Here is a 12771-nt window from a genome sequence, read left to right as displayed (position 1 = left end):
GGCCCGGAGCCGATCCTCCGGAGGGAAAGGGTGGCGTTACGATGCGACACGTGACGCAGCGCCGGAAACGGGTGACCCAGGCCGAGGTGGCCCGCCTCGCGGGCGTCTCGCAGGCGATGGTCTCCCTGGTGCTCAACGACTCCGACGGGGTGCGCGTCGCGCCCGAGACCCGCAAGCGCGTCGAGGACGCACTGCGCCAGACCGGCTACACCGTGGACATCATGGGCCGGCGCCTGCGCGGCAAGTCGAACCAGATCATCGGGGTGTTCACCTACGAGGCGGTCTTCCCCTCCGGCACGGCCGACTTCTACGGCCCCTTCCTCGGCGGCATCGAGGAGGAGTCCGAGGCGCAGGGCTTCGACCTGCTGCTCTTCACCAGTCCGGGGCGCCGGCAGGGCCGGCGCAAGGTCTACGAGGAGGGGTCGAACCGGCTCGGCATAGCGGACGGCTGCATCCTGCTCGGCCGGCACACCGACCGCGACGAGCTCGACCGCCTGGTCGACGAGCGGTTCCCGTTCGTGTTCATCGGCCGGCGCGAGTCGTCCGCCGGGCCGGTCAGCTACGTCGGCGGCGACTACGCGGCGGCGACCGCGGAGCTGTACGAGCGGCTGTGGTCGCTCGGCCACCGCCGGGTGGCGCTCGTCGGCTACCGCGAGGAGAGCGAGTCGACGGCCGACCGCCGCTCCGGATACCTGCGCGCCTGCCGACGGCACCGCAAGGCACCGCTCGCCCTCACCGACGACGATCCGACCGCGGTGTTCGACCGGCTGCGCGCCGACGAGGTCACCGCCGCCCTGGTGGAGGCGACGGAGATGGCGGCCGCGCTACGTGCGCTGGCCACGGGTTGCGGGCTGCGGGTACCCGAGGACCTGTCGATCGGCGTACTCGGCGACACCGACCCCACGCAGACGTCGGCATGGCCGCTGCGGACGGCGCCCGAGGTCGACTGGACCACGTTCCGCATCCCCCGCCGCGAGATGGGCGCGCGTGCGGTGCGCATCCTGGTCGGGATGCTGCGCGGCGAGATGAAGCCGGGCCGCAAGACGCAGGTCCTGCTCCCGTGCGAGCTGGTCGAAGGGGCCACCGTCACCGCCGCGCCGCCCGCCCGGCGGCGCTGAACCGGGCGGTACGCGAGCCCGAAACGGGCCGAACGCTTCCGCGGTGAACCGGCCGCGCCCCGCGGCGAACCGGCAGCGCCCCGCGCCGCACCCCGCCGCACGCCCGCCCGTTGCCCCGCGCCGCGCCGCCCGCCCGTTGCCCCGCGCCGCGCCACCCGCCCGTGGCCCCGCGCCGAGCCGACCTCCCGCGCGTACGACCGGAAGCCGAGCCCCTCCAGGAGGCGCCCGCACCCCCCTCCCACCGCTTCCGCACTTGTCGTTGACTTCTCCGGGTTCCTTCCCTAGCGTGCGCTAATACGAATTACCAGGAAGGACGTGCAGGTGAAGGAAGTACGCACGGACGTGCTGGTCGTCGGCGGAGGACTCGGTGGCATAGCCGCCGCCCTGGCCGCGACCGAGCACGGCGCACGGGTGGTGCTCACCGAGGGCTCGCGGTGGCTCGGCGGCCAACTCACCGCTCAGGCCACCCCGCCGGACGAGCACCCGTGGGTCGAGATGCTCGGCGTCACCGCCTCGTACCGGTCGATGCGGGAGGGCATACGCGAGTACTACCGGCGCCACTACCCGCTGACCGCGCGGGCCCTGCGGGCTCGCCAACTGAACCCGGGCGCGGGCCTGGTGAGCCGGCTCTGCCACGAGCCGCGGGTCGCCGTGGCGGTCCTGGAGGCGATGCTCGCGCCGGCCCGCAGCTCCGGCCGGCTCACGGTGCTGCGGCCCTACCGCGCGGACGCGGTCTCGGTCGACGGCGACGCGATCACCGCGGTGACCCTGGTGCCGGACGGCGACACCGGGGACGGCCCGGTCACCGTGCAGGCCCGGTACGTGATCGACGCGACCGAGACCGGCGAGTTGCTGCCGCTGAGCGGCGCCGAGTACGTCACCGGCGCCGAGTCCAGGGACGACACCGGCGAGCCCAGCGCGAAGGACACCGCGGAACCGCTGACCATGCAGGCCGCGTCCTGGTGCTTCGCCGTCGACCACGTGGACGGCGACCACACCATCGACCGGCCGGCGACGTACGACTACTGGCGGTCGGTCCGCCCGGACGTCTGGCCGGGACCGCTGCTCGCGTTCTCCTGGCCCAACCCGCGCACCCTCGAACCGTCGAACGGCCGGCTCGACCCGAACCCGGACGACGACCCGCTGTCCGTCGAGGCGGACCAGAGCAAGGACGCCGGGACCGACGACCTGTGGCGGTTCCGCCGTATCGCGGCCCGCAAGCTCTTCGAACCCGGCGCCTACGCCAGTGACATCACCCTGGTGAACTGGCCGATGATCGACTACATGGACGGGCCGCTCTTCGAGGTCTCGGCCGACGAGGCCGCCAAGCACCGGGCGGGCGCGCGCGAACTGGCGCTGTCGGCGCTGTACTGGATGCAGACCGAAGCGCCGCGGCCCGACGGCGGCACCGGTTTCCCGTCCCTGCGGCTGCGCGGTGACCTGCTCGGCACCGACGACGGCCTGGCCCAGGACATCTACGTGCGGGAGTCCCGCCGTATCCGGGCCGTCACGACCATCCGCGAGGACGACGTCTCGCTGGAGATCCGCGGCGAGCGCGGCGCGACCCGCTACCCGGACTCGGTCGGCATCGGCATGTACCGGATCGACCTGCACCCCTCGACCGGGGGCGACACCTACCTCGACGTGGCGTCGACCCCGTTCCAGATCCCGCTCGGCGCGCTGCTGCCCCGGCGGATGGCCAACCTGCTGCCGGCCGCCAAGAACATCGGCACCACGCACATCACCAACGGCGCCTACCGCCTGCATCCGGTCGAGTGGAACATCGGCGAGGCCGCCGGCGCGCTCGCCGCGCACTGCGTCGCCACCGGCCGTACGCCGCACGGCGTGCACGCCACGCCCGACCACCTCCACGACTACCAGTCCCTGCTGTCCGGGCGCGGTGTTCCGCTGGCCTGGCCCGAGATCCGCGGCTACTAGAACCGAATCCTCTGGAGCAACGATGAGAACCAGACGCCTCCGGCTCACCTCCCTCGCGCTGTCCGCCGTCTCCCTGCTGGTCGTCCCGCTCGCGGGGTGCTCGAACGGGTCCGGCTCGGGCGACGACTCGAACGTGTCGCTGCGGATGACCGTGTGGAGCAATGACAAGTCGCAGACGGCGCTGTTCGACAGCATCGCGGCGGAGTACCGCAAGACCCACCCGGACATCAGGTCGATCACCTTCGACTACATCCCGATCGACAACTACACCACCGCCCTGACCACCCAGATCGCCGGCAGCAACCCGCCGGACATGGCCTGGGTACTGGAGCGGGACGCGCCCGACTTCGTCACGTCCGGGGCGCTCACCGACCTGACCCCGACCCTGGAGAAGACGGCCGGCTACCAGTACGGCGACCTGACGCCCGCGGCCACCAAGCTGTGGAAGCAGGGCGGGGACCTGTACGCGTACCCCTTCTCCACCTCGCCGTTCGGGATGTTCTACAACAAGGACCTGCTCAAGAAGGCCGGGGTGAAGCAGACCCCGGACCAGATGGTGGCCGCCCACCAGTGGACGTGGCAGAACGCGGAGCAGATCGCCGCGCGGGTCGCCGCCCACACCGACAAGCAGGGCCTGGTGATCCGCGACTGGGACTACAAGACCTGGATCGAACTCGCCGCACTGTGGCGCGGCTGGGGGGCCGACGCGTGGTCGGCCGACGGGAAGACCTGCACGTTCGACGCGCCCGCGATGCGGCAGGCGATGACCTTCCTGCACGACGCGATCTTCACGGACAAGGCGCTGCCGGGCCCCGGTGAGACCGCCGACTTCTTCGCCGGCGAGTCCGCCCTCACCGTCACCCAGATCAGCCGGGCGACGCTGCTGGCGAACCATCCGTTCGACTGGGGGATCGTCCCGCTCCCGTCCGGCCCGACCGGCGCGTCCCAGGTCATCGGGCAGGCCGGCATCGGCGTGCTGACCAAGGGCTCGCACAAGCAGCAGGCGGCCGACTTCCTCGCGTACTTCTCCGACCCGGCCAACTCCGCCAAGCTCGCCCGCTACTTCCCGCCGGCCCGCACCAGCCAGCTCACCACCGGCACCCTGGCGGGCGCCAACCCCCTTTTCACCCCGCAGCAGTTGCAGCAGGTGGTCATCGACGGCATCAAGAACGGCGCCGTCCTTCCGTCCCACCAGGACAGCGCCAAGATCGCCAACCTCGTGCAGAACGCGCTCGATCCGATGTGGAAGGCCGGCGCGAACGTCGACTCGGTGCTGGCGGGCGTCTGCAAGGCGATCGCACCGGCCCTGTCCGAGTGACCGCCATGAGGGAGATACCGCCCACGCGACAGGGGGCGAGCGCCCCCGAGCAACGGACCGGATCACGGACCGGATCACGGACCGAGTCACCGACCAGGCCGCGGACCGGGCCCGGGCGGTTCTGGACGCTGCGGCGGCAGGATGCCTTCAGCGGCTGGCTGTTCGTGCTGCCGCAGACCCTCGGGTTCCTCGCCTTCGTCCTCTACCCCCTGATCGCGGTCGTCTACTACAGCTTCCACAAGTCCAACGTGCTCTCCGGCGTGACAACGTACGTGGGCACCAAGAACTACTCGCAGTTGATCCACGATCCGGCCACGCCGTCGGTGGCGCGGGCCACGGTGCTGTTCTGCGTCGGGCTCGTGGTGATCAACATCTCCCTGGCCCTGCTGCTGGCCCTGCTGCTGAACCAGCGGCTGCGCGGCACCACGGTGTTCCGGACGCTCTTCTTCTCGCCCGTCGTCGTCTCGCTGGTGGCCTGGACGATCACCTGGAACTTCCTGTTGCAGAACAACGGCGGCATCAACGCGCTGCTGCACGCGGTGGGCATCGACGGACCCAACTGGCTGCGCGGCGACGACTCGGCGCTGGTGTCGGTCGTGATCGTGCAGGTCTTCAAGAACGTCGGGCTCAACATGGTGCTGTTCCTCGCGGCCCTCCAAGGCGTACCGCGGTCGCTGCTGGAGGCCGCGGAGATCGACGGCGCGGGGCCGTGGCGCCGGTTCCGCTCGGTGATCCTGCCGATGATCAGCCCCACGACGCTGCTGACCACGATCGTGACGATCAGCGGCTCCCTACAGGTGTTCGCGCAGATCCAGATCCTCACCGAGGGCGGCCCGGACAACCGGACCAACGTCCTCGTGTACTTCTTCTACCAGCAGGCGTTCGACAACCACGACTTCGGATACGGCAGCGCCGTCGCGGTCGTCCTGTTCGCGATCATCCTGGTGCTCACCCTGATCCAGTGGCGCCTGCGCAAGAAGTGGGTGTTCTATGAGTCTTGAGACAGCCGCCCGCCACCCGGTCGCGCTCCGGGACGCGGCCACCGCGCCGAGACCACCCGGACGGCGCCGCGGCAGGTGGAAGAAGCCCCTGCTGTACGCGGTCATGGTCGTGCTCGCGATCCCCTTCGTCTTCCCGACCTGGTGGATGATCACCTCCTCCCTCCTGCCGGAGAACGAGGTGCTCGGCTATCCGCCGAAGCTGCTGCCGCTGCACCCGCAGTGGTCCAACTACAAGACCGCGTTCGCGAACTACCCGCTGGCCCATCAGTACCTGAACAGCCTCTACATCGCGCTGCTCGTCACCGCGGGCACGATGGTGGTCGCGTCCCTGTCGGGGTACGCCTTCGCCCGCATCCCCTTCCCCGGCAACAAGGTGCTGTTCCCGCTGATCCTCAGCGGCCTGCTGATCCCGACCGAGGTCACCGTCATCCCGCTGTTCAAGATGGTCGACCGGCTCGGGCTGACCAACACCCACTGGCCGCTGATCGTCATCCCGATCCTCGGGGCGCCGAGCGTGCTCGGCACCTTCGTGATGCGGCAGTTCTTCCTGGCCGTCCCCGACGAACTCGAGGACGCCGGCCGCATGGACGGTCTGAACCGGTTCGGCCTGTACTTCCGGGTGGCGCTGCCGCTGGCCCGGCCGGCGCTGGCGTCGGTGGCGATCTTCACGTTCCTCAACAGCTGGAACATGTACCTCGAACCACTCGTCTACGAGACCGACAAGCGCAACTACACGCTCCCGGTCGCCCTCACCCAGTACACCGACGCCTACGGCTCCCACCTGTGGAACGTCCAACTCGCCGCCTCCGTGACGACGGTCGTCCCCGTCCTGGCCGTCTTCATCGCCGCCCAGCGCCACTTCGTCGAAGGGCTCGCGCAAACCGGCCTGAAGGGCTGACCCGACACGCCCCCCACTCCGGTTCGCCCGGGACAGGGCGTCGGCGGGCTCGGGCTCGGGCTCAGGGGTTGGGGGCGGGGGTGGGGGTGGGGAGTGCGTGGGCGAGTGCGCTGATGCTGATGTCGACGATCGTGTGGAGTTGCCGGCTGCTCGTGCCGGCTCTGCTCATCACGGCCAGCGACTGGTTGACCGCCGCGAGGTGGACCGCGAAGGCGTCGGCATCGGGGTCGGCCAGGTCCGCGGCGGTCAGGGCGGTCCGCAGCCGGGTGCGCTGCATGGCCAGGGCTTCGATCGCGCGCGCGGCGATGGCGGGGTTCAGCACCGGTACCGCCATCGCGGTCTGGGCGACCAGGCATCCGTCCGGCACGTCGGGGTCGGCGATGCGCGCGAGCGTGACCTCGAAGAAGGCCCGTACCGCCCGCAGCGGTTCCTCGGACGCGGCCGAGAGGGCCTGGTCGTACCTGCCTCCGTACCGCGTGGCGTAGCGGTCCAGGCAGCGCAGGTAGAGCGTGTCCTTGTCGCCGAGCGAGGAGTAGATGGAACTGCGGTTCAGTCCGGTCGCCCGGGAGAGGTCGTCGAGGGAGGTGTCGGCGTATCCGGCTCGCCAGAACCGGACCATCGCCGCGTCGAGCGCGGTGTCCACATCGAACTGCTTCTTCCCGGCCATCACGCACGCACCTCGTCGACGGGCTCGGGCCACTTCGTCGCGGCCCCTGCCCATCCTATCTTGAACTGATCGGTTCAAGATAGGTTAGGCTCGCGGCATGACCGACACCGCGACCACCGAGAACCGCTCCCCCGGGCAGCACCCGATCTCCGGGCTGCCGCTGCACGACCTCGCGGGCTTCGGCCACCGCTGGGTCGATGCCGGAGGCATCCGCCTCCATGCCGTGGAAGGGGGTCGGCCGAGCGGCCCCGCCGTCGTCCTGCTCGCCGGGTTCCCGCAGACCTGGTGGGCTTGGCGCAAGGTGATGCCGGGCCTCGCCGAGCGGTACCACGTGATAGCGATCGACCTGCCGGGGCAGGGCCACTCCGACCGCCCTCCACACGGCTACGACACGCACACCGTCGCCTCGCGCGTCCACGCCGCCGTGACCGCGCTCCACGTGGAGGAGTACTGGCTCGTGGCCCACGACATCGGGGCCTGGGTCGCCTTCTCGCTGGCCCTGGCGTACGAGGAGCGCCTGCACGGTGTCGCCCTGCTCGACGCCGGCATTCCCGGTATCAGCCTCCCGGACGCCATCCCGACGGACCCCCAACGCGCCTGGAAGACCTGGCACTTCGCGTTCCACCTCGTGCCCGACCTGCCCGAGACGCTGCTCGCCGGTCGCGAACGCGACTACGTCGACTGGTTCCTGAAGGCCAAGACGCTGTCCCCGGACACGTTCGACGACGCCGAGATCGACCACTACGCCGCCGCCGTCGCGGCGGAGGGCGGGCTGCGGGCGTCGCTCTCGTACTACCGCGCCGCCGCGGAATCGGCGCGCGGGAACCATGAGGCCCTCGGACGGCGGCACTTGGCCGTCCCGATCCTGGCGGTCTCCTCGTCCCACGGCTCGATCCCGGACATGGCCGCCTCCATCAGCCCCTGGGCGGACCACGTGACCGGAGCCGTCATCCCTGGTGCCGGGCACTTCATTCCCGACGAGCAGCCCGACGCGGTGGTGGGCGCGTTGACCGCGTTCATCGATCGCGAGCGCGTCGGGTAGGGCGGGAGGCGGTCCTCAGGCCCCGTCGGGTCAGGCGGCGCAGATGGTCAGGTCGACGGTGTCGCCCTTGTGGACGACGGTCGGGGCGTGCGGGGAGACCGCGAGCACGGAGGTCGGCTTGCAGCCGCGGGGCGACGCCTTGGTGACGGTGCCGATCTTGAGCTGAGCCTTGTCCACCAGCTCGGCCCTGGCCATGTCCAGGCTGAAGCCGGCCAGTTGGATCGGGATGTCGCCGTACTGCACGGTGGTGACGTTCCCGTCGGCGGTGGTCTTGTGGGCCGCCGTGGCGGCCGGCCGCGAGGTGTGCGACCGGTGCGAGGTGTGCGACGGATGCGAGGTGTGCGAGCCGCCGCCTGCGGCCAGGGCGGTGCCGGCACCGGCCAGGACGAGTGCGGTGGCGATACCGGCGACGGCGGTGGCCCGCTTGCGACGGGCTCCGCGCGCGGTGGTGGCGGTGCCGGAGTGCGGCGCTTCGGCGCTGTTGGTCGAGTCGTTCATGGCGTTCACCGGTTCCTGCTCGAAGGGGGTGTCGTCCGTGCTGCGTTCTCCCCTTCCCGACGCGGCAGCGGTCCCGTCTGCTGCACGCCCCCGATGAGACCTGAGTCACAGTCACAGGTCCGGGCTCAGCCGTACGCACCGCCCGGCCGACCGACCCAGCCGCTCCGCCGCTCCGCCGCTCGGTTCGGCCGCAGGTCCGCTCAGTCGAAGGGCCGCGCGGACGGGTCCGTGGCGAGCCGGGCGTGCAGGTGGCAGTCGTGCCGCTTTCCGTTCGGCTCGACGAACGCCTCCCGCATCACGCCCTCCTCCGCGAACCCCGCCCGCAGGGCGGCCCGGCAGGAGCCGACGTTGTGCAGGACGTGGTCGAGGACGATCCGGTGCAGTCCCAGGCCGCCGGCGTGGGCCGGGCTGAAGGCCCAGTCCGCGGCGGCGTCCAGAGCGCGGGCGGTGACCTTGCGGCCGCGGGCGGCGGGCGTCACCCAGTACCCGGCCACCGCCTGGTCGGGCACCCGGTGCACGTCGCGCAGGCCGAGGTAGCCGATCATGACGTCATCGGCCGGGTCGGTCACGGCGAACGCCGCGGTGCCGGTCGACCACGCGGTGAGGCGGGCCGACAGCCACACCGTGGCGCGGTCCTTCGGCGGTGCGTCGAGCACCGCCATGCCCGCGGCCCACTGGAGCACCTCGCCATCGGTCATCGCCCGCGCGACCGCCGGTTCGTCGGACGCGACGACGGGGCGCAGCACCAGCCCGTGGGCACGCAGGATGGTCGGCGCCGTCAGATCGGCACCACGCGGAGAAGCCATGGCCAACACCTTACTGACCCACCGCGCCGGACACGTACGCCCGTTCGGTTGCGCCGACGTTCGGCGCCCGCACGCTCAGCGCACGCACGCTCAGCGCACGCACGGACACCCGGGACGTCGTACGCGTGCGTGCGCGTACCTGCTTCGTCCCGGGCGCCCGTGGAGGTGCGTGTGCGGGTCCGGACGATTCCTCGCCCGGCACTTCCTTCGTTCAGCCCTCGGAGCCGTCGCCCGAGTCGCCGGAGCCGGAGTCGGAGCCGCCTTCGCCGTCGCTGTCGTCGCCGGCCGCCTCCTCCAGGCCCAGCCGCTCACCGAGCCACTTGTTGAACTCGATGGACGCCTGCACCCAGCTCACCGTGGTGGCCACGAAGTGGTCGAGGTTGACGCCCATGCCGATGAGCATCTGGGCCTCGCCGACGAGGCGGACGGCGCCTTCGTCGTCGGTGTTCGTGTAGACCTTCGGCCACAGCGTGAGGTGGTTCCACTCGTCGATCGCCTCGTGGAGCTGTGCCTTCTCGTCGACGGAGTACGTGCGCTCGTAGAACGTGCGCACCGCGAAGACGTGCTGCTGGGCCTCGCCGCGGAACATGAAGTAGGTGCGGAACTCCTCCCACGGCGCCAGGAGGTCGTCCTCGTCGTCGATGGCGTGCTTGAGCCCCATCTGGTCGAGGAGCTGCTTGACCAGGTCCTGGTCCGGGATCACCACGTTGGCGGTGGGTCCTCCGCTCGGCTGGTCGGGTTCCGGCTGGCTCCCGAAGTTCGGAATCGAGGAGGGGTCGATGCTCACCGTGAGGGTTCCCTTCGTGACGTTTCCCCGCCATCCTCCCCCATGACGATGAGCCCGTCGACCGCCCGGTCCACCCGGACGTTCTGCCCGTCCAGCACCTCTCCGGCCAGGATGGCGCGGGCCAGCGGGTCGCCGATCGCGGTCTGGATCAGCCGGCGCAGCGGGCGGGCGCCGTAGGCGGGGTCGTTGCCCTCCTCGGCGAGCCAGTCCAGGGCACCGTCGGTGATGTCCAGGGTGAGCCGGCGGTCCCTGAGCCGCTCGGCGAGCCGGGCGGTCTGCAGCCGCGCGATCCGGCGCAGCTCGTCCTGGTCGAGCGCGGAGAACACCACGATGTCGTCCAGCCGGTTGAGGAACTCCGGCTTGAAGGAGGCGCGGACGGTGGCGAGGACGTTCTCCTTCTTCTGCTCCGGGTCCAGCTTGGGGTCGACCAGGTACTGGCTGCCCAGGTTGGAGGTGAGGATCAGGATCGCGTTGCGGAAGTCGACGGTACGGCCCTGGCCGTCGGTGAGCCGGCCGTCGTCGAGGACCTGGAGCAGGACGTCGAAGACCTCCGGGTGCGCCTTCTCCACCTCGTCGAGCAGCACCACGCTGTACGGGCGGCGGCGGACCGCCTCGGTGAGCTGGCCGCCCTCCTCGTACCCGACGTATCCGGGCGGGGCGCCGACCAGCCGGGCCACCGAGTGCTTCTCGCCGTACTCGCTCATGTCGATGCGGACCATGGCCCACTCGTCGTCGAAGAGGAAGTCGGCGAGCGCCTTGGCCAGTTCGGTCTTGCCGACACCGGTGGGGCCGAGGAAGAGGAAGGAGCCGGTGGGGCGGTCCGGGTCGGCGATGCCGGAGCGGGAGCGGCGCACCGCGTCGGAGACGGCGCGGACCGCCTCGGTCTGGCCGATCAGCCGCTTGCCGAGCTCGTCCTCCATCCGCAGCAGCTTCTGCGTCTCGCCCTCCAGCAGGCGGCCGGCGGGGATGCCGGTCCAGGCGGCGACGACGTCGGCGATGTCGTCCGGGCCGACCTCCTCCTTGACCATCTTCTCGTCGGCACCCCTGGTCTTGGCCTCCTGCTCCTCGCGGGTGGCCTCCTCCAGCTCCTCCTCCAGCTTGGGCTTCTCCCCGTACATCAGCTTCGACGCGGCCTCGAAGTCGCCGTCGCGCTGGGCCCGCTCGATCCGGGTGACGATGTCGTCGAGCCGCTCCTTCAGCTCGCCGACCCGGTTCAGGCCCTGCTTCTCCTTCTCCCAGCGGGCGGTCAGGCCGCGCAGCTCCTCCTCGCGGTCGGCGAGGTCCTTGCGGAGCTTGTCCAGCCGCTGCACGGAGCCGGGGTCGGTCTCGTTCTTGAGCGCCATCTCCTCCATCCGCAGCCGGTCCACCGAGCGCTGGAGCTCGTCGATCTCGACCGGCGAGGAGTCGATCTCCATCCGCAGCCGGGACGCGGACTCGTCGACCAGGTCGATGGCCTTGTCGGGCAGGAAGCGGGAGGTGATGTAGCGGTCGGAGAGCGTCGCGGCGGCGACCAGTGCGGAGTCGGCGATCTGCACCTTGTGGTGCGCCTCGTAGCGGCCCTTGAGGCCGCGCAGGATCGCCACGGTGTCCTCGACGGTCGGCTCGGCGACCAGCACCTGCTGGAAGCGCCGCTCCAGCGCCGGGTCCTTCTCGATCCGCTCGCGGTACTCGTCCAGCGTGGTGGCGCCGACCATCCGCAGCTCGCCGCGGGCCAGCATCGGCTTGAGCATGTTGCCCGCGTCCATCGCGGAGTCGCCGCCGGCGCCCGCGCCGACGACGGTGTGCAGCTCGTCGATGAAGGTGATGACCTGCCCGCCGCTGTCCTTGATCTCGGCGAGCACCGCCTTCAGCCGCTCCTCGAACTCGCCGCGGTACTTCGCCCCGGCCACCATCGCGCCCAGGTCGAGGGAGACCAGCCGCTTGTTGCGCAGGCTCTCGGGGACATCGCCCTTGACGATGCGCTGGGCCAGGCCCTCCACGACGGCGGTCTTGCCGACGCCGGGCTCGCCGATCAGCACCGGGTTGTTCTTGGTCCGGCGCGAGAGCACCTGGACCACCCGGCGGATCTCCTGGTCCCGGCCGATCACCGGGTCGAGCTTGCCCTCGCGGGCGGCGGCGGTGAAGTCGGTGCCGTACTTCTCCAGCGCCTTGTAGGTGCCCTCCGGGTCCTGGCTGGTCACCCGTTGCCCTCCCCTGGCGCTCTCGAACGCCGTCAGCAGCGCCTTGGCCTTGGCGCCCGCGGCGTTGAGCAGTTCGCCGGCCGGGCCGCCCTTGACGGCGGTCCCGATCAGCAGGTGCTCGGTCGACACGTACGCGTCGCCGAGGTCCGTGGCGCGCTGGGACGCGTCGGCGATGACCGCGAGCATGTCACGGTTCGCCTGCGGGGGTGCGACGGTGGCCCCCTGTACCGACGGCAGGCTCTCCACCAGCCGCTCCGCGTCGGCGCGCAGCGCCGCCGGGTCGGCGCCGGTCGCGGCCACCAGGTCGAGCACGTTCTCGTTGTCCGTGCCGCTCAACAGAGCGAGCAGCAGATGCGCGGGCGTCAGGTCCGGGTTCCCCTCCGCGACGGCCTTGGCGTTGGCGCTGTTCAGCGCTTCCCGGCTCTTGTTGGTCAGCTCGGCTTCCACGGGCGTGCTGTCCTCCTCATTCGATCGTCGCTACCATGTACCTCAACCTGATCACAGGAACATGAAGCAAG

The 12771-nt window shown here is 70.9% G+C and carries 11 protein-coding genes; 6 read left to right on the top strand and 5 right to left on the bottom strand.

Annotated elements, in window-relative coordinates:
* The first annotated feature begins 50 nt into the window (after window positions 1-50).
* The 5 genes from ACIPAE_RS03220 to ACIPAE_RS03200 all read left to right on the top strand — a co-directional run bounded on the left by ACIPAE_RS03220 (window position 51) and on the right by ACIPAE_RS03200 (window position 6273).
* Window positions 51-1118 carry a LacI family DNA-binding transcriptional regulator gene (locus ACIPAE_RS03220; RefSeq protein ID WP_402442546.1) on the top strand — a complete coding sequence of 356 codons (1068 nt, stop codon included), beginning with the start codon at window positions 51-53 and terminating at the stop codon, window positions 1116-1118.
* Window positions 1119-1439: 321 nt separating this feature from the next.
* Window positions 1440-3056, top strand: coding sequence for an FAD-dependent oxidoreductase (locus ACIPAE_RS03215; protein WP_402442544.1), 1617 nt, complete (start codon window positions 1440-1442; stop codon window positions 3054-3056).
* Window positions 3057-3078: 22 nt separating this feature from the next.
* On the top strand, window positions 3079-4374 hold the full coding sequence (locus tag ACIPAE_RS03210) for an ABC transporter substrate-binding protein (RefSeq protein WP_402442542.1): 1296 nt from the start codon (window positions 3079-3081) through the stop codon (window positions 4372-4374).
* Window positions 4375-4379: 5 nt separating this feature from the next.
* Window positions 4380-5375 carry a carbohydrate ABC transporter permease gene (locus tag ACIPAE_RS03205; RefSeq protein WP_402442540.1) on the top strand — a complete coding sequence of 332 codons (996 nt, stop codon included), beginning with the start codon at window positions 4380-4382 and terminating at the stop codon, window positions 5373-5375.
* Between the two features lie 103 nt (window positions 5376-5478).
* Window positions 5479-6273: a carbohydrate ABC transporter permease gene (locus tag ACIPAE_RS03200; protein WP_329374084.1), complete on the top strand. Its 795-nt coding sequence runs from the start codon at window positions 5479-5481 to the stop codon at window positions 6271-6273.
* A 61-nt stretch (window positions 6274-6334) separates the two neighbouring features.
* Here ACIPAE_RS03200 and ACIPAE_RS03195 read toward each other — a convergent pair whose 3' ends face one another.
* Window positions 6335-6940 carry a TetR/AcrR family transcriptional regulator gene (locus ACIPAE_RS03195; protein WP_402442538.1) on the bottom strand — a complete coding sequence of 202 codons (606 nt, stop codon included), beginning with the start codon at window positions 6938-6940 and terminating at the stop codon, window positions 6335-6337.
* A 97-nt stretch (window positions 6941-7037) separates the two neighbouring features.
* Here ACIPAE_RS03195 and ACIPAE_RS03190 point away from each other — a divergent pair, with 97 nt between their 5' ends.
* Window positions 7038-7982, top strand: coding sequence for an alpha/beta fold hydrolase (locus ACIPAE_RS03190; RefSeq protein WP_402442536.1), 945 nt, complete (start codon window positions 7038-7040; stop codon window positions 7980-7982).
* Window positions 7983-8012: 30 nt separating this feature from the next.
* Here ACIPAE_RS03190 and ACIPAE_RS03185 read toward each other — a convergent pair whose 3' ends face one another.
* From ACIPAE_RS03185 to clpB, 4 genes are all read right to left on the bottom strand, one after another.
* Window positions 8013-8480, bottom strand: a complete 468-nt coding sequence (locus tag ACIPAE_RS03185) for a PASTA domain-containing protein (protein ID WP_366409770.1) — start codon at window positions 8478-8480, stop codon at window positions 8013-8015.
* A 200-nt stretch (window positions 8481-8680) separates the two neighbouring features.
* Window positions 8681-9286 (bottom strand): GNAT family protein, encoded by a 606-nt coding sequence (locus ACIPAE_RS03180; protein WP_366409769.1) that lies wholly within the window; start codon window positions 9284-9286, stop codon window positions 8681-8683.
* Between the two features lie 211 nt (window positions 9287-9497).
* Entirely contained in the window at window positions 9498-10073 is a 576-nt protein-coding gene (locus ACIPAE_RS03175; protein ID WP_329366416.1) for a YbjN domain-containing protein, read from the bottom strand.
* The gene (gene clpB, locus ACIPAE_RS03170) at window positions 10070-12700 is read right to left on the bottom strand and encodes an ATP-dependent chaperone ClpB (protein ID WP_402442533.1); all 2631 of its coding nucleotides are present in this window, start codon (window positions 12698-12700) and stop codon (window positions 10070-10072) included. The genes ACIPAE_RS03175 and clpB overlap by 4 nt, the downstream gene beginning before the upstream one ends.
* Window positions 12701-12771: the final 71 nt, after the last annotated feature.

It is taken from the genome of Streptomyces sp. NPDC087270 (assembly GCF_044744625.1).
Classification (GTDB): Bacteria; Actinomycetota; Actinomycetes; order Streptomycetales; family Streptomycetaceae; genus Actinacidiphila.
This window is presented reverse-complemented; position numbering and strand designations above follow the sequence as displayed.